Annotated in this window: 18 protein-coding genes; 9 read left to right on the top strand and 9 right to left on the bottom strand. The window is 59.9% G+C overall.

All coding sequences use genetic code 11. From position 1 onward, the window contains the following. The first annotated feature begins 135 nt into the window (after window positions 1–135). From ACIPIZ_RS07715 to ACIPIZ_RS07705, 3 genes are all read left to right on the top strand, one after another. Complete coding sequence (locus ACIPIZ_RS07715) at window positions 136–2,064, top strand: ATP-dependent DNA helicase RecQ (RefSeq protein ID WP_401164841.1); 1,929 nt, start codon at window positions 136–138, stop codon at window positions 2,062–2,064. Window positions 2,065–2,277: 213 nt separating this feature from the next. Further along, a complete protein-coding gene (locus ACIPIZ_RS07710) occupies window positions 2,278–3,504 on the top strand; it encodes a 3-hydroxyacyl-CoA dehydrogenase (RefSeq protein WP_064388972.1) in 1,227 nt (408 codons plus the stop codon). 235 nt (window positions 3,505–3,739) lie between these two features. Then, entirely contained in the window at window positions 3,740–4,165 is a 426-nt protein-coding gene (locus tag ACIPIZ_RS07705; RefSeq protein ID WP_122855591.1) for a thioesterase family protein, read from the top strand. A 55-nt stretch (window positions 4,166–4,220) separates the two neighbouring features. Here the strand turns inward: ACIPIZ_RS07705 and ACIPIZ_RS07700 are convergent, their stop codons facing one another. From ACIPIZ_RS07700 to ACIPIZ_RS07685, 4 genes are all read right to left on the bottom strand, one after another. Next, entirely contained in the window at window positions 4,221–4,700 is a 480-nt protein-coding gene (locus tag ACIPIZ_RS07700; RefSeq protein WP_064388970.1) for a glycine zipper domain-containing protein, read from the bottom strand. A gap of 328 nt (window positions 4,701–5,028) precedes the next feature. Next, window positions 5,029–7,377, bottom strand: a complete 2,349-nt coding sequence (locus ACIPIZ_RS07695; protein ID WP_150794182.1) for an FdhF/YdeP family oxidoreductase — start codon at window positions 7,375–7,377, stop codon at window positions 5,029–5,031. After that, window positions 7,374–8,213 (bottom strand): formate dehydrogenase accessory sulfurtransferase FdhD, encoded by an 840-nt coding sequence (gene fdhD, locus ACIPIZ_RS07690; protein WP_064388968.1) that lies wholly within the window; start codon window positions 8,211–8,213, stop codon window positions 7,374–7,376. The genes ACIPIZ_RS07695 and fdhD overlap by 4 nt, the downstream gene beginning before the upstream one ends. Window positions 8,214–8,305: 92 nt before the next feature. Then, window positions 8,306–9,193 (bottom strand): LysR family transcriptional regulator, encoded by an 888-nt coding sequence (locus tag ACIPIZ_RS07685; RefSeq protein WP_105706158.1) that lies wholly within the window; start codon window positions 9,191–9,193, stop codon window positions 8,306–8,308. 138 nt (window positions 9,194–9,331) lie between these two features. On the opposite strand from ACIPIZ_RS07685, the gene lysM reads away from it, so the two are divergent. Continuing rightward, window positions 9,332–9,772 (top strand): peptidoglycan-binding protein LysM, encoded by a 441-nt coding sequence (gene lysM / locus ACIPIZ_RS07680; protein WP_064388966.1) that lies wholly within the window; start codon window positions 9,332–9,334, stop codon window positions 9,770–9,772. Between the two features lie 100 nt (window positions 9,773–9,872). On the opposite strand, the gene yrfG is transcribed toward lysM, so the two are convergent. Next, on the bottom strand, window positions 9,873–10,535 hold the full coding sequence (yrfG, locus tag ACIPIZ_RS07675; protein ID WP_122661154.1) for a GMP/IMP nucleotidase: 663 nt from the start codon (window positions 10,533–10,535) through the stop codon (window positions 9,873–9,875). An 88-nt stretch (window positions 10,536–10,623) separates the two neighbouring features. Here yrfG and nudE point away from each other — a divergent pair, with 88 nt between their 5' ends. Next, window positions 10,624–11,190: an ADP compounds hydrolase NudE gene (gene nudE, locus ACIPIZ_RS07670; protein WP_064388964.1), complete on the top strand. Its 567-nt coding sequence runs from the start codon at window positions 10,624–10,626 to the stop codon at window positions 11,188–11,190. A gap of 11 nt (window positions 11,191–11,201) precedes the next feature. Continuing rightward, on the top strand, window positions 11,202–12,029 hold the full coding sequence (cysQ, locus tag ACIPIZ_RS07665; protein ID WP_401164839.1) for a 3'(2'),5'-bisphosphate nucleotidase CysQ: 828 nt from the start codon (window positions 11,202–11,204) through the stop codon (window positions 12,027–12,029). Window positions 12,030–12,233: 204 nt separating this feature from the next. On the opposite strand, the gene ACIPIZ_RS07660 is transcribed toward cysQ, so the two are convergent. From ACIPIZ_RS07660 to rfbC, 4 genes are read right to left on the bottom strand one after another with little or no spacing between them, the layout of a single operon-like run. Then, complete coding sequence (locus ACIPIZ_RS07660) at window positions 12,234–12,689, bottom strand: thioesterase domain-containing protein (RefSeq protein ID WP_064388963.1); 456 nt, start codon at window positions 12,687–12,689, stop codon at window positions 12,234–12,236. Beyond that, window positions 12,686–14,071, bottom strand: coding sequence for a sigma-54 dependent transcriptional regulator (locus ACIPIZ_RS07655; RefSeq protein WP_150647733.1), 1,386 nt, complete (start codon window positions 14,069–14,071; stop codon window positions 12,686–12,688). Before ACIPIZ_RS07655 ends, ACIPIZ_RS07660 begins: the two co-directional genes overlap by 4 nt. Beyond that, entirely contained in the window at window positions 14,068–15,876 is a 1,809-nt protein-coding gene (locus ACIPIZ_RS07650) for an ATP-binding protein (protein ID WP_122855588.1), read from the bottom strand. The genes ACIPIZ_RS07655 and ACIPIZ_RS07650 overlap by 4 nt, the downstream gene beginning before the upstream one ends. A 39-nt stretch (window positions 15,877–15,915) precedes the next feature. Next, window positions 15,916–16,461 (bottom strand): dTDP-4-dehydrorhamnose 3,5-epimerase, encoded by a 546-nt coding sequence (gene rfbC, locus ACIPIZ_RS07645; RefSeq protein ID WP_064388960.1) that lies wholly within the window; start codon window positions 16,459–16,461, stop codon window positions 15,916–15,918. Between the two features lie 168 nt (window positions 16,462–16,629). Here rfbC and ACIPIZ_RS07640 point away from each other — a divergent pair, with 168 nt between their 5' ends. The 3 genes from ACIPIZ_RS07640 (at window position 16,630) to ACIPIZ_RS07630 (ending at window position 21,365) form a co-directional block, all read left to right on the top strand. Then, complete coding sequence (locus ACIPIZ_RS07640; RefSeq protein ID WP_401164835.1) at window positions 16,630–19,542, top strand: aminotransferase; 2,913 nt, start codon at window positions 16,630–16,632, stop codon at window positions 19,540–19,542. Between the two features lie 257 nt (window positions 19,543–19,799). After that, window positions 19,800–20,906 (top strand): agmatine deiminase, encoded by a 1,107-nt coding sequence (gene aguA / locus ACIPIZ_RS07635; protein ID WP_064388958.1) that lies wholly within the window; start codon window positions 19,800–19,802, stop codon window positions 20,904–20,906. A gap of 246 nt (window positions 20,907–21,152) precedes the next feature. Further along, window positions 21,153–21,365, top strand: coding sequence for a hypothetical protein (locus ACIPIZ_RS07630; protein WP_064388957.1), 213 nt, complete (start codon window positions 21,153–21,155; stop codon window positions 21,363–21,365). Window positions 21,366–21,495 lie beyond the last annotated feature (130 nt).

Raw genomic sequence — 21,495 nt, 5'->3', positions numbered from 1 at the left:
CGAGCAGGCTCGCTGCCACCAGGGTTGGTGGATCCGCTGTATCATTGCGAATCGATTTGGCCCTGACCTTTTCTCGACTCGCTGCGATCGCCCGCTAGGCTGTTGGCATTACAGCAGTCAACGGAGTGACAGCGAATGCACAACACCCTGGAACAGGTTTTTGGTTATCCACAGTTTCGGCCTGGGCAAGAGGCCGCGATCAGCGCTGTATTGGCCGGGCGTTCGGCGGCGGCGATTTTTCCGACAGGTTCCGGAAAATCGATTTGCTACCAATTGCCGGCGCTGTTGCTGCCGCACCTGACGCTGGTGGTTTCGCCATTGCTGGCGTTGATGCAGGACCAGTTGGCATTCCTGCAACGTCACGGAATCCCGGCGGGCAGCATCGATTCGGCACAGAGCCGCGAAGACGCCAATGACGCCATGGCTCGTGCCCGTTCGGGTGAGCTGAAGATCCTGATGATCTCTGTCGAGCGTTTGAAAAACGAGCGCTTCCGTAACTTTCTGCAGCAAGTACCGATCTCGTTGCTGGTGGTAGACGAGGCGCATTGCATCTCGGAGTGGGGCCACAATTTCCGCCCCGACTACCTCAAACTGCCGGACTATCAGCGCCAGTTCAACATCCCGCAGACCTTGCTGCTGACGGCCACCGCCACGCCGAAAGTGATCGCCGACATGCAGGCCAAATTCGCCATCGCCCCTGACGATGTGGTAACCACCGGTTTCTATCGGCCCAACCTCAATCTGCTGGTGGAACCGGTACGTGGCCAGGACAAGCGTCGGCGTCTGGTCGAGTGGATGACCGAGCGGCCGGGGCAACCAAGCATCGTCTACGTGACCTTGCAGAAAACCGCAGAGCATATCGCCGAACATCTCGAGCGCAACGGCATTCAGGCCGAGGCTTATCACGCAGGCCTTCCCCACGACAAACGCGAAGCGATCCAGAAACGCTTCATGGCCGGGCAATCCAATTGCATCGTCGCGACCATCGCTTTTGGCATGGGCATCGACAAGAGCGACATCCGCAATGTCGTGCACTTCGACCTGCCCAAATCCATCGAAAACTACAGCCAGGAAATCGGTCGCGCCGGGCGTGACGGGCAGCCGTCGGACTGTCTGGTGCTGGCCAATCGCGACAGCCTCAACGTGCTGGAAAACTTCGTTTACGGCGACACGCCGGAACGCGAAGGCATTCGCTATGTGCTCGACGAATTGAAAGTCTCGGTGCCGGAAGGGCAGTGGGAGTTCTTGCTCGGACCGCTGGCGGATCAAAGCAATATTCGTTCGTTGCCGCTGAAGACATTGCTGGTGCAACTGGAACTGCACGGCTTGATTGCGCCGCGCTATGCGTATTACGCCGAGTACCGTTTCAAATACCTGCTGGAGCCTGAGGCAATCCTTGAGCGATTCGAGGGCGAGCGCAGGGCTTTCGTCGCGGCGATCATTCAGACCTCAAGCCGCGCACGCACCTGGGCCACGGTGAATTTCGACGCGATGTACGCGCAGTATTCGGCGGAGCGCAACCGGGTGGTGACGGCGCTGGATTACTTTCAGGAGAAGGGTTGGGTCGAGCTTGAGAGCAAGCAGATGACTGAGGTCTACAGCCTGCTCAATAGTGACTTTGACAGCGATGCCCTGAGCGCTGAGCTGCATGACTATTTCACCCGACATGAGCGGGCCGAAGTGGCGCGCATCCACGCGATGCTTGAAGTGTTCGCCAGCGAACGCTGTCTGGGTTATCGCCTGGCGGAGTATTTTGGTGATCACAATGCGCCCGAACAGTGTGGGCATTGTTCGGTGTGTCACGGGCAGGTTGCGCGGTTGCCGGCACCACCGGAGTTGCCAGCGCTTGTGGATAAAAACTTTGCGGCGTTGTGTGGCGATTTTATCCACAGGCATGAGCAGCACACCGGGGTCATCCCGACGGCGGAGCGGCTGACGCGGTTCTTGTGCGGCATCAGCGTGCCTTTGTTCACCAAACTCAAGGCGCGCGCTATTCCCGGGTTTGCTGCCTTGGAGGAATATCCCTACGCCGAAGTCCGCAGCTGGGCGCAAGAGCACCTCTGATCGCTGTAGGAGCTGCCGAAGGCTGCGATCTTTTGCTCTTGAAAAAATCACCATCAAAAGATCGCAGCCTTCGGCAGCTCCTACGTCAAGTGTCATCAAGGCGGGGGCTCCATCCATCCGCTGAATGTCGATCATCACGGTAATAAACTTCAAAAACCATGGCGGGCTGACTATGGTTGGGATCTGTCTTCGGATCGCCAACAAGAGAACAACATGAGCCAGACATCTTTCGATATTCAGCAGGCTGCCGTGATCGGTGCGGGCACCATGGGCCGTGGCATTGTCATGTGCCTGGCCAATGCCGGCGTGACGGTGCAGTGGGTAGATAACAACCCACAGATGCTTGAACAGGCACTCGCGACTGTCGCCGACACCTATGCACACAACGTGCGGCAGGGGCGGATTGATCAGGCCGAGGCTGATGCGCGCGTTGCCCGGGTCAGTGCGGCGGCGGATTACGCGGCGATTCGTAATGTCGATCTGGTGATCGAAGCGGTGTACGAGAATCTTGAGCTCAAGCAGAAAATCTTCCGCGAGCTGGATGGTTTGTTGAAGCCTGAAGCGCTGTTGGCGAGCAATACCTCAGCACTGGATATCGATGCGATTGCCGCGGCGACAAAGCGCCCGACTCAAGTGCTCGGCCTGCATTTCTTCAGCCCGGCGCACATCATGAAACTGCTGGAAATCGTCCGGGGTGCTCAGACTTCACCGGCCGCGCTGGAAGCGGCGCTGGCGCTGGGCAAACGCATGGGCAAAGTCAGCGTGGTATCCGGCAACTGCCACGGCTTTATCGGCAACCGCATGCTGCATCCGTATGTGCTGGAGGCGCGCAAGATGTTGCTTGAAGGCGCTTATCCACAGCAGGTCGATGCGGCGTTGCAGGGGTTCGGTTTCGCCATGGGGCCGTTCCGCATGTACGACGTGGTCGGCATCGATCTGGAATGGCGCGCGCGCGAACTGGCCGGCAAGGGCCAGAATGCGCCAGAGGTGCAGGTGGATAACCGTCTGTGCGAAATGGGCCGTTTTGGGCAAAAGTCTGGTAACGGTTATTACCATTACGAGCCCGGCAGCCGTCAGGCCGAGCATGATCCTGAGGTCGATGCGCTGGTGTTGCAGGTCAGCGAAGGGTTGGGCTTCCAGCGTCGTGAGATCGGTGCGGAGGAGATTCTCGAGCGCTCCCTGCTGGCATTGGTCAATGAAGGCGCGAAGATTCTCCAGGAAGGCATTGCCGAGTCTGCGCATGACATTGATCTGGTATACCTGAACGGCTACGGCTTCCCGGCGGACAAGGGCGGGCCGATGGCCTGGGCGGATCAGCAAGGGCTGGTGGATATTCATCAGCGCTTGCTGGCGCTGGAGACGCGACAGGGCGATCAGTGGAAACCGGCGCGGTTGATTGGTGAGTTGGCGGCGCAAGGGAAGGGGTTTGCTCAAATGTGATGTCGCCGCCAGAATCGATCCCTCTCACCCCAGCCCTCCCGAAACGTCGGACCGCCCCAAAAGGGGGCGAGGGGTAAAGGGAGCCGATCTGCGTGGGTTTCAACATTTGAGTCCGACTCGGAGGATCAGGTCGGTGTATTTCGAGAGAACACCTCGGTCAGTCCCCTCTACCTCGGGAGAGGGCTAGGGTGAGGGCAAGCGCCCTCACTGAAAAAACAAGAGAACCAGCCCAGCCATGTCCACCCCTCAACGCACCGACTACCCACACTTCCAGCCCATCACCACGCGCTGGCACGACAACGACGCCTACGGTCACGTCAACAACGTTACCTATTACAGCTTCTTCGACACGGCCGTGAACACTTACCTGATTCAGGTCGGTGGTCTGGATATTCATGACGGCGACGTGGTGGGTTTCGTGGTCAGTTCGGCCTGTGACTACTTCGCCTCGATCGCCTTTCCGGATCTGATCGAGATCGGTCTGCGGGTCGGCAAGCTGGGCAACAGTTCGGTGCAATACGAATTGGCGGTGTTCAAGGTCGGTGAAAACGAGGCCTGTGCGGCCGGGCGCTTCGTGCATGTATTCGTCGATCGGGCAAGCAATCAGCCAGTGCCGATCCCTGCCAGGTTACGCGAGGCGCTGGAACGCCTGGTGGTTTGAAAAAAACAAAAAAAATCGCAGCCCTCGGGCTGCGATTTTTATTCAAGCACTCGCCTTAGTGATGGCGATAGTACTTGTGGTGCTTGCGGTGGCCATAGGCGTGACCGCGACCACGGTGATCATCGCGATAGTAGCGACGGTCACGACCGCGATCGTAATGACGATCGTCGTCATCGCTCTTGTTGCCCATGTAGTTACCCAGCGCGCCACCGGCGCCGCCACCTGCGGCGGAGCCGATCAGGCTGCCGGTGGTGCCGCCCATGCTGCGGCCAACCACGTTACCGCCGGCCGCGCCCAACGCACCACCGATGGCGGCTTCGCCACGGCTACGTTTGTCGGCGCCGACCGCACTACCACCCGCGCCGCCCAAGGCTGCGCCGATGGTGGAACCTGTATTGCCGCCTAAGGATTGACCGACGACCGAGCCAAGAACCCCGCCCAATGCGCCGCCCACACCTGCTTCGGTGGTGCCGCCTGCGGAAGCAAAACCACTGACCAGGCCAAGGGACAACAAGAGAATCGAGGAGAACTTCATAGATGAGCCTCAAAGGGATGACGGCGCCGATCCTGAGGCTGTGTAACAAGCGTGACAATCGAAATCCGACGAATAACACGACTTGTATACAATTTTGCAAGTTGCTGTTTTATCAGCGGAACTTAACCGTTTTTCGCCGGTCTTTAGCTACTTCGGACAGGCCGTTTTTGTGAAAAAACGGCCTTTTTTGTGGGCGTTGAAAAGAGACAAATGCAGAGAAGTTCGTTGCATCTAAAACCGCTATCGCGAGCAGGCTCACTCCTACAGGTAAAACACGATCAACTGTAGGATTGAGCCTGCTCGCGATGGCAATCGGACTGACACCGAGTTAAGCCGACTTGGCCATGATCAACCCGGTTTCACTCGCCGCTTCCAGCCGAATCGCAATGAACTTCGACGTTGGCGTATGGCTGCCATCCCCGGTGCTCTCCAGCGGCACCAACGGATTCACTTCCGGGTAATAAGCCGCCGCTTGACCCGCTGGAATATCAAACGCCAGCAAGGTGAAGCCCTTCACCCGACGCTCACGACCATCGTCCCATATCGAAACAATGTCAGCCTTCTGCCCCGGACGGAAGCCCAGACGAATGATGTCGGCCTCATTGGCGAACAACACGTCACGCTGTCCCTTGACCCCGCGATAACGGTCGTCGAGACCATAAATCGTCGTGTTGTACTGATCGTGGGAACGCATCGATTGCAGGATCAGATCCGGCAGTTGTCCGGTCGCGCGGGTGCGTTCGTGCACCAGATCCTTGGGCAACATGTTCGCGCGGAAGTTGGCCCGGCCCGACGGCGTGTTCCACTTGCGTGCGCCGGCGCTGTTGCCGAGGTAGAAACCGCCCGGGTTTTTGATCTTCTCGTTGAACTCTTTGAAATTCGGAATGGTGTCGGCGATCAGTTCGCGAATGCGTCCGTAATCGGCCACCAGCCAGTTCCAGTCCACCGGTTTGCTGCCCAAAGTGGCGGCAGCGATGCCGGCGATGATCGACGGCTCCGAACGCATCTGGTTCGACAGTGGCTGCAACTGACCATTGGAGGCGTGAACCATGCTGAACGAGTCCTCGACGGTGACCGCTTGCGGGCCTTCGGTCTGGATGTCGATGTCGGTGCGACCGAGGCACGGCAGGATCAGCGCGTCTTTACCGTGGGCCAGGTGGCTGCGGTTGAGTTTGGTGCTGATCTGCACAGTCAGGTCGCAATTGCTCAGGGCTTCGAACGTACGCGGGCTGTCCGGCGTGGCTTGGGCGAAGTTGCCGCCCAGACCGATAAAGACTTTGGCGCGTCCCTCGGCCATCGCATGGATCGCCTCGACCACGTTATGGCCATTATGACGCGGCACTTTGAACTGGAAGCGTCGCTCCAGCGAATCGAGGAACGCCACCGGCGGACGCTCGTTGATGCCCATCGTGCGGTCGCCCTGTACGTTACTGTGACCGCGCACCGGGCACAGACCTGCACCCGGTTTGCCGATGTTGCCGCGCAGCAGCATCAGGTTGGCGATTTCCTGAATGGTCGGCACCGAATGCCGATGCTGGGTGATGCCCATCGCCCAGCACATGATCACGTTTTTGCCTTTGGCGTACATGCGCGCGGCTTGCTCGATCTCGACCAGCGTCAGGCCGGATTGCTCGACGATTTGCTCCCACGGCGTGTCATCGACCACGCCCAGGTACTCGAGGACATTGGCGCTGTGGGCATTGAGGAAGTCGTGATCGAACACAGCAGGCTCGCCAGCCTTCTGCGCATCGCGCTCCCACTGCAGAAGGAACTTGGCCATGCCGCGCAGCAGCGCCATGTCGCCACCGAGGGCTGGACGGAAATACGCGGTGTTGGTCGGTTTGTCACCGTTGGTGAGCATTTCAATCGGGTGCTGCGGGTGCTGAAAACGCTCCAGTCCACGTTCTTTCAACGGGTTGATGCACACCACTTGCGCGCCGCGCTTCACCGCTTCACGCAGTGGTTCGAGCATGCGCGGGTGGTTGGTGCCGGGGTTCTGGCCCCAGACAAAAATCGCATCGGCGTGCTCGAAATCGTCGAAGGTCACGGTGCCTTTGCCGACGCCAACGCTTTGTGCCAACGCGACACCGCTGGCCTCGTGACACATGTTCGAGCAATCCGGGAAGTTGTTGGTGCCGTAGGCGCGCACGAACAGCTGATACAGATACGCCGCCTCGTTGCTGGCGCGCCCCGAGGTGTAGAACTCGGCCAGATCCGGGCTCGGCAGACTTTGCAGGTGCTTGGCGATCAGGGTGTAGGCGTCGTCCCAACTGATCGGTTTGTAGCGATCGGTTTCGGCGTCGTAGACCATTGGCTCGGTCAGACGACCCTGATATTCCAGCCAGTAGTCGCTCTGCTCCAGCAACGAAGTGACGCTGTGCTTGGCGAAGAACTTGGCATCCACGCGGCGTTTGGTCGCTTCCCAGTTCACCGCTTTCGCGCCGTTTTCGCAGAATTTGACCATGCCGCTTTCCGGCGAATCACCCCACGCGCAGCCAGGGCAGTCGAATCCGCCGTTCTGGTTGGTCTTGAGCATCATGCGCAGGTTTTTCAGGGCGTTGTCGCTGGTCAACCAGGCCTGAGCCACACTGATCAGGGCACCCCAGCCGCCGGCGGCACCTTTGTAAGGCTTGTAACGCGGGACAGGTTTCTGGTCGGCTTGATGATGTTGGCTCACGCTTGATTCTCCATCGCGGGGCTGTACACCCGCGGCGCACTTTTCTGCGGCAGGTGGATGAGATTGAGGTTGTGTCGACGGGCCCATTGCACGGCAAGGCCGGTAGGTGCGGACAGGCTGACCAGGGTCTGGATGCCGGCACGCAAGACTTTCTGGATCAATTCGAGGCTGCAACGGCTGGTGACAATCGCCAGTCCGCCTGCTGTGGATATCTTTTGCCGGATGAGGCCGCCGATCAGTTTGTCGAGGGCGTTGTGTCGGCCGATGTCTTCGCGCCCAAGCAGCAATTCGCCGCTGGCATTCATGAACACCGCCGCGTGCACCGCGCCGCAGTGCTGACCTAAAGGTTGAAACGCGCCGATGCGCTGGCGCAAACCGTCCAGCCATTCAATCGGCGGCAACGGCGCGCCGGCCAAAACCTGGAGATCGGGCAGCGCCTGCTCAACGGCTTCAACGCCGCACAGTCCGCAACCACTGGTGCCCGCCAGTTGCCGGCGCTGTTGCTTGAGGTTCCAGAACGCGCGGTTGGCGATGGTCACTTGCGCGTATTGCGCAGACCCGGCGCCGGTCAGTTGCAGGTCGTAGATGTCTGTCGCGTCTTCGATGATGCCGCTGCCGAGGCTGAAGCCGACGATGAAGTCTTCAAGGTCGGTCGGTGTCACCAGCATCACTGCTTGGCTGATGCCGTTGTACGCGATCGCCAACGCGACTTCTTCGGCCAGCGCGGTGCTGGCCGATTCCTCGCGGGGTAAATCGCTGTAACTGTAGGTCTGACTGGCGGCAGGCGCGGGCGTTTCAAGTGCAGGCGCCGCGCAGGCTGGGCGCTTGGCGTTCATGGCATCACCGACGGTTTGATCAACGTTAAGACTAGGCGCGGCAACTTGTCGCGTCTAATTGCTACTGTCGATCTATCGATAGATGCCGTCGATCAAGCGTCGCCTGGCGATTGCTGATACAGCGCAAAACAGGCCTCGGCCAGCGCCGAGCGTGGCGCTCCGCGACGCATGATCAGGCCCAGCGGGGCGAGGGTTTGAGCGTTTTCGATGGGTTGCAGGCGAAGGTGATCGGTTAGCTTTTCCAGGCCACCGTCGAGCGGCATGATCGCGCAGCAAAAACCGCCGTGCACGGCTTGTAACAATTGATGGACGGCATCGGTTTGCAGCAAGGGTTGCGGCGTCAGGCCGCGGCTGTGGAAGTTGTGGTCGATGGACTGGCGAAAGTGCATGCCGCTGGTGAGCATGCCCAGCGGCAGTTCGATCAGCGATTGCCAGCTCAACGGTGTGTCGCCAAACGTGAAAGTGCGCTGGTCGTAGAGCAGGCCCATGCGGGTTTCATTGAAGGCGAGGGATTCGAAGCGCTCGTTATCCAGACGATCCAGGTAGGACACGCCGAGATCGATGCGGTTGTTCGCCAAATGTTCGAGGATCTGTTCGGAACTCAGCGCCGACATTTCAAAGCGCAAATTCGGGTGGGCGCTGTGCAGGCGTTGCATCAACGGCAGTGGATCGAAACTCGACAGTGGTACCACGCCCAGTCGCAGCGTGCCGATCAGGTTGCCGCGACAGGCTGCCGCTTCTGCATGCAACCCGTCGTAAGCCGCCATCACCGAGCGTGCCCACGCCAGCACCCGCTCGCCCGGTGCGGTGAAGCCTTCGAAGCGCTGGCCACGGTTGACCAGTGGCAGATCGAGTTCTTCTTCGAGGCTGCGCAGGCGCATCGACAGGGTCGGCTGGGTGATGTGGCAACGCGCGGCGGCCTGGCCGAAGTGGCGGGTTTCGTCGAGGGCGATGAGGAATTTCAGCTGCTTGATGTCCATCTTCGCTCCGGGCGCTGGCAGGGGTGGGCGATTCTACCGCTTGCGCGGTGGCAGGGTCATTGGTCGGCTTGGAACCGGGTTTGTCTGCGGTGGTCTAGGCTTGGACGACTGACCCTTTATTCCATGGAGAGAACCACGATGAGTCTTTTAAGTTTTGTAAAAGAAGCCGGTGAAAAGCTGCTCGATCTGCTGACCCCGGGTAACGCCAATGCCAGTGAGCAGTTGAAGGAACACATCAGCAAGGTCGGCCTGGGCAATCCGAATGTGCAGGCAACGGTGGACGGCGACAAAGTGACCGTTACCGGTGAAGTCGCGAGTCAGGAAGAGAAAGAAAAGATTTTGCTGGCTGTGGGCAACATTGCCGGGGTTGGCAGCGTGGATGATCAGATTACGGTGAGCGGGCCGGTTGTGACGGCTGCACAGTTTGTTGTGGTCAAGTCGGGCGACACCCTCAGCGCGATTTCTCTGCGTGTGTACGGTGACGCCAACAAGTATCAAAAAATCTTCGACGCCAACAAACCGATGCTCAAGGACGTCAACAAAATCTACCCAGGCCAGACACTGCGTATCCCTGAATAACCCGCAAGCCCTGTAGGAGCTATCGCAGGCTGCGATCTTTTGACTTTGATTTTTAAAAACCAGATCAAAAGATCGCAGCCTTCGGCAGCTCCTACAAAGTTCAAAGACCAGCGATCAGATGGCGGTAATCCTCGACGGCCGCAAACTCAGCCGTGTCCTTCGGCCCCTTGCGGCTGTCCGGCTCTTTCACCGCCAGCAAATGCGCCACGCCAAAGTTCCGTGCACTGCGCAGAATCGGCAAGGTGTCGTCGATGAACAGGCTACGCGCCGGATCAAAACCGATGTCTGCCTGCAGGGCATCCCAGAACTGCGGGTTCTCCTTGGGATAACCATAATCGTGCGAGCTGATCAGCCGTTCGAAATACGGTGCCAGTTCAATCCGTTCAAGTTTCAGCGACAGTGAATCACGATGGGCATTGGTGATCATGATCACCCGTTTTCCTGCCCGTTTGATCGCCTCCAGAAACGTATCGGCATCCGGTCGCAGGGCGATCAGATGGGCGGTTTCCTGTTTCAGTTCGCGCACCGACAGCTTCAGTTCGGCACTCCAGAAATCCAGGCAGTACCACTGCAACTGGCCGGCGTGGCGCTCAAACAGCGGCTGCAATTCCATCTCCGCCATGGCTCGGCTGACCCCGTGCAGTTCCGCGTAGCGCTGGGGCAGGTGTTCCAGCCAGAAGTGGTTGTCGAAGTGCAGATCCAGCAGCGTGCCGTCCATGTCGAGCAGAACGGTATCGATGGCGGACCACGGTAATGAAGGCATGGCAACGTCTCGAACAGTAGAAAGATATCCGACATAAACAATCGGGAAAGCCGCGTTATAGTAGCGCGTTCACGCCAAGGAGCTTTGCATGCGCCAGAAACCCACCGTACTCGCCCGCGAGATCGTCGCCACCAGTCGCCTGTTCTGCGTTGAAGAACTCAAATTGCGGTTCTCCAATGGCGTGGAGCGCACATACGAGCGTTTGGTCGGCAAAGGTGCGGGCTATGGCGCGGTGATGATTGTGGCGATGCTGGACAGCGAGCACGCGGTGCTGGTCGAGGAATATTGCGGCGGCACTGATCAATATGAATTGTCCTTGCCCAAAGGCTTGATCGAGCCGGGCGAGGATGTATTGGCGGCGGCTGAGCGTGAGCTCAAGGAAGAAGCCGGTTTCGGTGCCCGACAACTGGAGCATCTGACCGAGCTGTCGCTGTCGCCCGGTTACATGAGCCAGAAGATCCAGGTGGTGCTGGCCACCGATCTGTACGAAGAGCGGCTGGAGGGTGACGAGCCTGAGCCGATGCGGGTCGACAAGGTCAACCTGCGTGATTTATCGGCGCTGGCGCAGAATCCGCAATTCTCCGAAGGGCGGGCGCTGGCGGCGTTGTACCTGACCCGTGACTTGCTGACGCAACGCGGATTCTTTCAGTCATGAGTGAGATGTCGATGAAGTTTCCCCATCCGTTGATAGCGCCAGTGGTCGAGCTGGCCTTGCAGGCGGGCGAAGCCATTTTGCCGTTCTGGCGTGCGGGCGTTGAAGTGATGGCCAAGTCCGATGACTCGCCGGTTACGGCAGCGGATCTGGCTGCACATCATCTGATCGTCGCCGGGCTGACGGCGTTGGATCCGAGCATTCCAGTGTTGTCCGAAGAGGACGCCAACATTGCGCAAAGCGTACGCGCCGGTTGGCAGCGCTGGTGGCTGGTGGACCCGCTGGACGGCACCAAGGAGTTCATCAGCGGCAGTGAAGAGTTCACCGTTAACATCGCGCTGATTGAAAACGGTCGGGTGGTGTTCGGTGTGGTGTCGATGCCGACCAACGGTCGTTACTACGTCGGAGGCGCCGGGCTCGGCGCCTGGCGTTGCGACCAGGGCGGCACGCCGATTGCGATTCAGGTGCGTGATGTACCGGGGCCGGGCGAAGCGTTCACCGTTGTCGCCAGCCGTCGCCACTCCAGTCCTGAACAGGAGCGCTTGCTGGCCGGGTTGAGTGCGAGTCTGGGTGAACTGCAATTGGCGAATATCGGCAGTTCGTTGAAGTTTTGCCTGTTGGCTGAGGGGGCGGCGGATTGCTATCCGCGACTGGCGCCGACTTCGCAGTGGGACACGGCGGCGGCGCAGGGTGTGCTGGAAGGGGCGGGTGGTGAGGTGCTGGATCTGCGCGGGGAAGCGTTCTGTTATCCAGCGCGGGAATCGCTGTTGAACGAGTTCTTTTTGGCGCTGCCGGCGAAGGCGGCCTGGCGTTCCAGATTGTTGGAGTTGGCTAGGGATTAAGTGGGCTGATCCGTAATCCCCCTCACCCCAGCCCTCTCCCCCAGGAGAGGGCGCTGATCGAGTTGTCTTGCGTCATGCATCGACCTGAAAGATCGAGTCGATTATGGATTCAGCAAAGCGCTTTCAGGTCGATGCATTTCTGAAGCATCCCCCAATCAGTTCCCTCTTCCTCGGGGAGAGGGCTAGGGTGAGGGGGGTTGATCTTCAACGGTGCAAAACGTATTGCCCGGTAAATGTCACGGCGTCTTCTTCGCTGCCCTGATTGACGATGTGCGTGTGTAGCGTCAATCGCGCCCGTCCATAACGCTGATACATCGCCAGAAATTTCTTCCACACCTTCGCATCAGGCACCGGGCAAATCGCTGTGGCATCGCCAGTAACTGGCAGCGGGTAACTGATCTGGCCCTCCTGAATCACGATGTGCCCGTCCTCGATCCCTTCTTCCTTCAGGCGCAAATGCAGCCAGCCCCAACCAGCGAGCACCGCGCCGCAGTAAAGACTGCCGCCGAACATGGTGCTCTTGTGATTGACGTTGCGATCCAGCGGCAAGTGCAGGCTAAGCTGTTGCTCACGCCAGTCGAGCACCTTGAGGCCCATGTCTCGGGTCAGGGGGATATCGTGATGCAGGACGGACTCCAGATAGCGACTGTCAGTGCTCATTCGTTTTCCTCGCCATGGCTGTTGTCGCCGAAGTTCAAGCCATGCTTGCGCAGTTTGTCGTGCAGGGTCTTGCGCGGGATGCCCAGGGCTTCGGCGAGGCTGCGCACCGAGCTGTGCGAGCGCGCCAGCTCTGCGGCGATCAGCGATTTTTCGAAATGTTCGACTTGCTCGCTGAGCCCGCCGTTGATGACCTCGACGGAGCTGCCGCCGCTGCCTTCGACGCCACTGTTATCCAGCGCCAATTCCAGGCCAAGAGCGAAGCGCTCGGCGGCGTTTTGCAATTCGCGCACATTGCCTGGCCAGGCGTGGCGCAACAGCAGTGCGCGTTGTGACGGTTGCAGCTCGTGTGGCGGCAAACCGTGGCGGGCACTGGCTTCGTCGGCGTAATGCTGGAACAGCATCAGCGCATCTTCGCCGCGTTCACGCAGCGGCGGAATGCGCAGTGGCGCGACGTTGAGACGGTAATACAAGTCGGCGCGGAAACGCCCCTGATCGGCGGCCTGGCGCAGGTCTTCCTTGGTCGCGGCGATGACACGAATGTCCAGCGGAATCAGTTGATTGCCGCCCAGCCGTTCGACCACGCGCTCCTGCAGCATGCGCAGCAATTTCACCTGCACGTCCATGCTCATGCTTTCGATTTCATCGAGAAACAATGTGCCGCCATTGGCAAATTCGAATTTGCCGATCCGGCGTTTTTGCGCGCCGGTGAACGCACCGGGCTCGTGGCCGAACAGCTCGCTTTCCACCACTGACTCGGCCAGTGCACCGGCGTTGATCGCCACAAACGGACCGTTACGGCGACTGGATAAGTCGTGCAACGCGCGGGCGACCACTTCTTTGCCTGCGCCGGTCTCACCCAGGATCAGCACATCGGCCTTGGTTGCGGCCAGCGCGCCGATCTGTTCGCGCAGGCGCAGCATCGGTGTCGAATGGCCGACCAGCCGCGCGCTCAGTTCATTGCGGTCACTCAAGGCCAGACGCAGGCTGCGGTTATCCAAAACCAACCGACGCAGGGCCAGCGCACGACGCACGCTGTCGAGCAGTGCATCGCTGGCGAAGGGTTTTTCGAGAAAGTCATAAGCGCCGGCACGCATGGCCTGCACCGCCAGCGGCACGTCGCCGTGGCCGGTGATCAGCAGCACCGGTAACTCGGGATCCTGGGCATGCAACTCACTCAGCAACTCCAGGCCATCCATGCCCGGCATGCGGATGTCGCTGACCACTACACCTGGCCAGTCACGCTCAAGTTGTGCGGCCAGACCCTTGGCCTCGGAGAGCGGCAATATTTTCAGGCCGGCCAGATCCAGTGTCTGGCCGAGGGCCTGACGCAGATGCGGATCGTCGTCGATCAACACCACCTGAATGCGATTGTCGATGGTCATGCACTTCGATCCTCGGACGGTTGCAAACTGACCCCGGGAGCACCGGCGCGCAGCCGCAGGGTAATCAGGGCGCCGCCTTGCTTGTGGTTGGCGAACGACAGTTCTCCCCCGAAGGCGCGCATCAGGGTTTCACAAATGGCCAGCCCCAGACCAAGGCCTTGCGTGCGCGTCTTGGTGGTGTAAAAGGGCTCGCTGGCGCGGCCGAGGGCTTCCATGCAGAACCCCGGGCCGTTATCGCGAATGTACAGATTGACGCCCTCGGCGGTGGATTCGGCACTCAGCCAGAGTTTGCGCGGCGGGCCTTTCTCGGTGAGCGCGTCGAGGGCATTGGCCAGCAGATTGCCGAGCACCTGACGCAGGCGGGTTTCGCCAGCTTCGACCCACAGCGTGGCGGCAGGCAGGTCGCGAATCAGCTCGACTTCCATGCTGCGCCGACGTTTGGCCAGCAGCGCCAGGGCATCGTCCAGTGCCGGTTGCAAGGCGACGCTTTCCGGGGCGTGGCGATCGCGGCGGGCGAAGGCGCGCAGGTGCGCGATGATCGAGGCCATGCGCCCGGTGAGTTCGCTGATCAACTTGAGATTGCCGCGCGCATCGTCGGTGCGCTGATGATCGAGCAATACTTCGGCGTTCTCGGCGTAACTGCGGATCGCGGCCAGCGGCTGATTGAGTTCGTGGCTGATGCTCGCGGACATGGTCCCCAGAGCCGACAGTTTGCCGGCCTGAACCAGATCATCCTGAGCGCGGACGAGTTCTTGCTGAGCCTGCTCGCGCTCCAGCACTTCCTGTTTCAGGCGGCGGTTGAGGCCTTCAAGATCGCTGGTGCGTTCGGCAACCCGGCCTTCCAGTTCGCGGCGCGCTTTGGCTTCAAACGCGATGCGTTCCAGATAATGGCGACGGCGCTGCATCATCAGGCCGAGTAACAGCATCACCACCAGCAACGCCGCGCCGCCAATGGCGACCACCGTGCGCACCGGGCGATCGATCAGAGTGCGCGGGGCGAGGATGCTGACGCTCCAGCCGGTCTCGGCGATGTCGTGGGTCTGGATCAGCCACGCAGTGGGGCTGAGGTTCAGTGGCCGTGGTTCGCGGGTTGGATAAGGCTGGATCGCGGTGATGGCCGAGCGTTCGCTAGCGCTTAACACACGGGTCGAGCGAAAGCGCCATTCCGGGCGCGAGGTGAGAATGACCACACCGTTGTGGTCGGTCACCAGCAGTTGTTCCGGCGTTTTACCCCACAGGCTTTCGGTGTGGTCGAGGTCGACCTTGATCACCAGCACGCCAATGATCTTTTCGCCATTGCGCACGGCGGCGGCGAAGAAGTAACCGCGTTTGGCCGATGTAGTGCCGAGCCCGAAAAAGCGCCCGAGGCGTCCGGCCATGGCCTCACTGAAGTAAGGACGGAAAGAGAAGTTACGGCCGACGAAACTGTCGTGTTTGTCCCAGTTCGATGCGGCCAGCGTTTGCCCGCTGGTGTCCATCAGGTACATGACTTCGGCGCCGGTCTGCGCGGCGATGTTCTTCAGCAGGCGATTGGCGTTGCCTTGGGTGACGCCGTCGTCTGGCGCGCCGAGTACTGCACGCAGGGCCGGCAGGTCGCCAAGGATCTGTGGCAGCACCTCGTAGCGGTGCAGGGTGCCCAGCAGGTTGGCAACGTAGAGGTCGAGGGTCTGGCGATTCTGCCCGGCCAGTTCGCTGCGGTAATAGCGCTCGGCCAGATGTTCCAGCGGCCATAGCAGCGGCGCCAGACACAGGGCCAGCAGGGCGAGACTGCGCCAGCGAGGCCTGCGAGGAAGGGATGGTTTCATAAGCATGCGCCTGTAGGGACAGGCGCATTATGCCTAGGCTCAGGCGAAGACGTCAGCGTCCTTGAACAGCGCAGCAGCCTGATCTTTGGCGGATAGCTTCGGTGCGTCGTCCAGTTGCCAGTCGATTCCCAGATCCGGATCGTCCCAGCGAATGGCGCGCTCGGCCGACGGCGTGTAGTAATCAGTGGTCTTGTAGAGGAATTCAGCGAATTCGCTCAGTACCACGAAACCGTGGGCGAAACCTTCCGGTACCCACAGTTGACGGTGGTTTTGCGCCGACAGGCGCACCGCCACCCATTTGCCGAAATGCGGCGAGCTGCGACGAATGTCCACGGCCACATCGAGCACTTCGCCGGCAGTCACGCGGACCAGTTTGCCCTGAGTGTTTTCGAGTTGGTAATGCAGGCCACGCAATACGCCTTTTTGCGAGCGCGAATGGTTGTCCTGCACGAACTGCGTATCCAGGCCGGTCGCGTCCTGGAACGCCTTGGCATTGAAACTTTCGTAGAAGAAACCGCGCTCGTCACCAAAAACCTTGGGTTCAATGATCAGAACACCGGGCAGATCGGTGGTGATTACATTCATGAGGATTTCCAGAGATAAGTGTGAATAGCCGACATTCTTGCGCAAAGTGCCGGAGGGCGCGAGTGTTCGAATGTAAATAGCGGCAACCCGTGCGACGACGGTTAGGGGTTGCGCATCCTTTGAAGCAATGGCGATATAGGCGCCTAATAAAATTTCAGGGGTCGTTTCATGCCGCTCGCCACGTTGATTCATCGCGCCAGTTTGCCCAGCCCGCAGGTCTCCCCGGGGCAGGCGCTGCAATGGCTGGCAGAACATTACGGGCTCAGCGGCACGTTGCAGGCGCTTGGCAGCCAGCAGGACCTCAATTACCGCGTCGACACTGCCCGCGGGCGCTTTGTGCTGAAGATCTGCCGCGGCGATTACGCCCTGGTGGAACTGCAAGCGCAACACGCCGGGCTCCGATATCTGGCTGAGCACTCCGATGTGCCCGTGCCTGGGGTGATTGCGGCCAACAATGGTCAGGACCTGCTGTCGCTGGAAGCGGGCGGTGAAACAGTCCACGTACGCCTGCTCGATTACATCGAAGGCCAGCCGCTGACCGATCTCGATCATCTGGGCCAGGACGTGGTGGCCGGGTTTGGTCGTCTCTGCGGCGAGATGGATCTGGCACTGGCCGGTTTCGATCATCCGGGTCTTGAGCGCACGTTGCAGTGGGATGCTCGTCATGCCAGTGCGTTGATCAGCCATTTGTTGCCGGTGATCAAGGACGAACGGCAACGCTCGTTGATCGCCGATAGCGCCGAAAAGGCCGAGCGTCGTTTGCAGCCATTGCTGGACAAGCTGCCGGTACAGGCGATCCACATGGACATTACCGACGACAACGCCGTTTGGGCACGTGATACCCAACGCCATTGGCAACTGCAGGGTGTGATCGATTTCGGCGATCTGGTGCGCACTTGGCGTATCAGCGATCTGTCGGTCACCTGCGCGGCGTTGCTGCATCATGCCGGTGGCGATCCATTTGTCATCCTGCCGGCGGTGCAGGCTTATCACGCGGTCAACCCTCTGCAACACGAAGAATTGCAGGCTCTATGGCCATTGATCGTCGCACGGGCCGCGGTATTGGTGCTCAGTGGCGAGCAACAGGTCGGCATTGACCCGAACAATACGTACAGCCGCGACAACCTCAGCCATGAGTGGGAAATATTCCGCGTCGCTGCGTCGGTGCCCATGGCGCTGATGGAAGCGGCAATTCTCACTGCTGTCGGTCAGACCTTGCCTGCGATCAATGGCGAAGGTTTTGCGCCGCTGTTACCGAGTCTGGTCGGACGTGAGTTCGCGCTGATCGATCTCGGCGTATTGAGTCCGCATTTCGAGGCTGGCAACTGGGAGCAGGAGGGCATTGATCAGCGTCTGTTGACGGAAGCCGCAGCGGCACATGGTTTGGCGGCCAGTCGCTATGGTCAGTATCGGTTGTCACGTACCCGGCCCGACTGCGCCGATGAGCCGGAGACTTTTCCACTGCATGTCGAATTGCGCGTGCCTGGCGGCACCGCCGTGGAGGCGCCGTTTGCCGGTGTGCTGCATCTGGCGGCGGACGGCGCGTTGCAACTGGATGGGCCAGAGCTGAGCGTTTGTCTGCGCGGCGTGACGCCTTCGCTGCACAGTGGCGCAGCGCTGGTCAAAGGTCAGGTGCTGGGCGCAGTCAGTGGACCACTGATCGTGCAATTGAGCCGAGGCGCGCAACTGCATGCGCCGCTGTTCTGCACGCCGTCCCGGGCGCCTGCGTGGCAGGCCTTGTGTCCTTCTCCGGCAGCTCTGCTGGGGCTGGCCTGTGATGCTGAACCGGAACTGGATGCGAAGGCCCTGCTGGAACGTCGCGACGCCAGCTTCGCCCGCACGCAAAAACATTATTACGTCGATCCGCCGCGCATCGAACGTGGCTGGCGCAATCACCTGATCGACATGCAGGGCCGTTCCTACCTCGACATGCTCAACAACGTCGCGGTGCTCGGTCACGGTCACCCGCGCATGGCCGCCGTCGCCGCCCGCCAATGGTCGTTGCTCAACACCAACTCGCGGTTCAACTATGCCGCCGTCGCCGAGTTCTCCGAGCGCTTGCTGAAGCTGGCGCCGGAGGGCATGGATCGGGTGTTCCTTGTCAACAGTGGCAGCGAGGCCAATGACTTGGCGATCCGCTTGGCCTGGGCTTATAGCGGTGGTCGCGACATGGTCAGCGTGCTTGAGGCCTATCACGGCTGGACGATCGGCGCCGATGCCGTCTCGACCTCGATTGCCGATAACCCGAAGGCGCTGGAAAGCCGCCCGGACTGGGTGCATCCAGTGACCGCGCCGAATATTTATCGCGGGCAATTCCGTGGCCACGATTCCGCACCTGGCTACGTGCGCAGTGTTGAACATCAATTGCAAAAAATCGCCGAACAGCGACGCCAACTGGCGGGTTTCATCTGTGAACCGGTGTACGGCAATGCCGGTGGTATTTCCCTGCCACCGAATTATCTGAAACAGGTCTACGCGCTGGTGCGTGCACAGGGCGGCGTGTGCATTGCCGATGAAGTGCAGGTTGGCTACGGGCGCATGGGCAGGTTTTTCTGGGGATTCGAGGACCAGGGCGTGGTGCCGGACATCATCACCATGGCCAAAGGCATGGGCAACGGCCAACCGCTTGGCGCGGTGATCACGCGTCGGGAAATCGCCGAAGCGCTGGAGGCTGAAGGTTACTTCTTCTCCTCGGCGGGCGGCAGTCCGGTGAGCTGCCAGATCGGCATGGCGGTGCTCGACGTCATGGAGGAAGAAAAACTCTGGGAGAACGCGCAAGTGGTCGGCGGCCATTTCAAGGCGCGGCTCGAAGCGTTGATCGATAAACATCCGCTGGTAGGCGCGGTGCATGGGTGCGGTTTCTATCTGGGACTGGAATTGATCCGCAACCGCGAGACCCTTGAGCCAGCAACCGAAGAGACCGCACTGCTGTGTGATCGCTTGCGCGAACTGGGGATTTTCATGCAGCCGACCGGCGACGACCTGAACATTCTCAAGATCAAGCCACCGATGGTGACGTCGCGGCGCAGTGTGGATTTCTTTGTCGATATGCTTGATGGGGTGCTGGAAGAGGGTCTCTAGTCATCCGCATCTCCCATGTAGGAGCGAGCCTGCTCGCGAAAGCGTCGGTTCAGTCAGCACTGCTGTTGAATGAAAAACCGCTTCGCGAGCAGGCTCGCTCCCACATTTGGATTTGTGCGCATAGTTCGATTTGTATCGGCTTAAATTAAGTGTTTTTAGACGGAATACATTTTTTACGATTTTAAATACGATATTTATCGGTTATAAAGTCGCCATCGCTTTGAAAGCCTTCGACGGTTCCCAGGAGTCCAGATCCCATGACCACTTTGAAAAGTACCCCACGCGATGACGGTTTCTACATGCCGGCCGAGTGGGCGCCGCAGACTCAAACCTGGATGATCTGGCCTGAACGCCCGGACAACTGGCGTCTGGGCGGCAAACCGGCGCAAGCCGCACACGCTGCCGTGGCCAAAGCCATCGCGCGTTTTGAACCGGTGACCGTGGCCGTGTCCGCCGGCCAATACGAAAACGCCCGCGCGCGCCTCGACGTGCCGAATATTCGCGTGGTCGAGATGTCCAGTGATGACGCCTGGGTACGCGACAGCGGCCCGACTTTCGTCATCAACAATAACGGTGAAGTGCGCGGTGTGAACTGGGACTTCAATGCCTGGGGCGGTTTTGACGGCGGTCTGTATTCGCCGTGGAACCGTGATTCGCAGGTTGGCGGCAAGATCCTCGAGATCGAGCGCAGCCCGCGTTACCGCACTGAAGGTTTTGTGCTTGAGGGCGGTTCGATTCATGTCGATGGCGAAGGCACGCTGATCACCACCGAGGAATGCCTGCTCAACCGCAATCGCAACCCGCATCTGGGCCGCGAAGAAATCGAAGCGGTACTGAGCGCCAATCTGGCTGTGGATAAAATCATCTGGCTGCCCGATGGTTTATTCAACGACGAAACCGACGGTCATGTGGATAACTTCTGCTGCTACGTACGCCCGGGCGAAGTGCTGCTGGCGTGGACCGACGACCCGCAGGATCCGAACTACCCACGCTGCCAGGCCGCGATGAGCGTGCTGCAAAGCAGCACCGATGCCAAGGGGCGCCCGTTCACGGTGCACAAGATGCCGATTCCGGGGCCGCTGTACGCGACCGAAGAAGAGTGCGCCGGCGTCGATCCGGTCGACGGCACGCAGGAGCGTAATCCGTCCGTGCGTCTGGCCGGCTCCTACGTGAACTTTCTGATCGTCAACGGCGGCATCATCGCGCCAAGCTTCGACGATCCGATGGACGCCCCGGCCAAGGAAATTCTGCAGCAACTGTTCCCACAGCACGAAGTGGTGATGGTGCCGGGCCGCGAACTGTTACTGGGTGGCGGCAATATCCACTGCCTTACCCAGCAGCAACCCGCGCCGCACAAAGAGTGAGTTGAGTTGTAACAGCTTGAGTTGATTAACAAATCAGCCAGGCAATGATTAGCTCGCTATGCATCAGCTGAGGCCCGCAGTCCGACAGGACGGCGGGCTTCTTTGTATCCGCTTGTCGACAACTAAGAAATATTGGCATAGCTCTTGTATTCATCACCTGTGCACTAGGGAGGGAGGAGAACTTCAACAGTTCTGTCATAAACCTTGGATAACGTAGCCGCTCACGAACGGGGAGAGAGCGCTGAAATGAACGCCGAAGTGAACGTAGTCAGCGAGCGGACGTTGCATCCCATGGCCGTTAACGGCGAATCGCTCCAGATTGTCGCGCACTGGTTGAAGTCCAATGGAACGCGTCAGATCAGGGAACCTGATCCGCGCCGGATGATGATCGAGCGTTACCCCGCTGACCTGTTCAGCGAGGCCGAACTGGAAGCGTTATGGGCTGTGATGGAAGGATAAGAACAACAACAGGGATTGATGAAAGCGCTGCCGGGATGGCGGCGCTTTTTTATGCACGACTGTTTTGTGAACACCCATTCAATGTGGGAGCGAGCCTGCTCGCGAATGCGGTGGATCAGGTTACGACGAT

Source organism: Pseudomonas sp. NPDC087690 (assembly GCF_044743175.1).
In the GTDB taxonomy this organism is placed as follows: Bacteria; Pseudomonadota; Gammaproteobacteria; order Pseudomonadales; family Pseudomonadaceae; genus Aquipseudomonas.
Note: the sequence above shows the minus strand (reverse complement) of the source record. Positions and strands in the feature narration are given on the sequence as shown.

Coding starts and splice junctions, on each gene's coding strand:
- ACIPIZ_RS07715 (WP_401164841.1), top strand. CDS start 136: ATGCACAACACCCTGGAACAGGTTTTTGGTTATCCACAGTTTCGGCCT.
- ACIPIZ_RS07710 (WP_064388972.1), top strand. CDS start 2,278: ATGAGCCAGACATCTTTCGATATTCAGCAGGCTGCCGTGATCGGTGCG.
- ACIPIZ_RS07705 (WP_122855591.1), top strand. CDS start 3,740: ATGTCCACCCCTCAACGCACCGACTACCCACACTTCCAGCCCATCACC.
- ACIPIZ_RS07700 (WP_064388970.1), bottom strand. CDS start 4,700: ATGAAGTTCTCCTCGATTCTCTTGTTGTCCCTTGGCCTGGTCAGTGGT.
- fdhD (WP_064388968.1), bottom strand. CDS start 8,213: ATGAACGCCAAGCGCCCAGCCTGCGCGGCGCCTGCACTTGAAACGCCC.
- ACIPIZ_RS07685 (WP_105706158.1), bottom strand. CDS start 9,193: ATGGACATCAAGCAGCTGAAATTCCTCATCGCCCTCGACGAAACCCGC.
- lysM (WP_064388966.1), top strand. CDS start 9,332: ATGAGTCTTTTAAGTTTTGTAAAAGAAGCCGGTGAAAAGCTGCTCGAT.
- yrfG (WP_122661154.1), bottom strand. CDS start 10,535: ATGCCTTCATTACCGTGGTCCGCCATCGATACCGTTCTGCTCGACATG.
- nudE (WP_064388964.1), top strand. CDS start 10,624: ATGCGCCAGAAACCCACCGTACTCGCCCGCGAGATCGTCGCCACCAGT.
- cysQ (WP_401164839.1), top strand. CDS start 11,202: ATGAAGTTTCCCCATCCGTTGATAGCGCCAGTGGTCGAGCTGGCCTTG.
- ACIPIZ_RS07660 (WP_064388963.1), bottom strand. CDS start 12,689: ATGAGCACTGACAGTCGCTATCTGGAGTCCGTCCTGCATCACGATATC.
- ACIPIZ_RS07655 (WP_150647733.1), bottom strand. CDS start 14,071: ATGACCATCGACAATCGCATTCAGGTGGTGTTGATCGACGACGATCCG.
- ACIPIZ_RS07650 (WP_122855588.1), bottom strand. CDS start 15,876: ATGAAACCATCCCTTCCTCGCAGGCCTCGCTGGCGCAGTCTCGCCCTG.
- rfbC (WP_064388960.1), bottom strand. CDS start 16,461: ATGAATGTAATCACCACCGATCTGCCCGGTGTTCTGATCATTGAACCC.
- ACIPIZ_RS07640 (WP_401164835.1), top strand. CDS start 16,630: ATGCCGCTCGCCACGTTGATTCATCGCGCCAGTTTGCCCAGCCCGCAG.
- aguA (WP_064388958.1), top strand. CDS start 19,800: ATGACCACTTTGAAAAGTACCCCACGCGATGACGGTTTCTACATGCCG.
- ACIPIZ_RS07630 (WP_064388957.1), top strand. CDS start 21,153: ATGAACGCCGAAGTGAACGTAGTCAGCGAGCGGACGTTGCATCCCATG.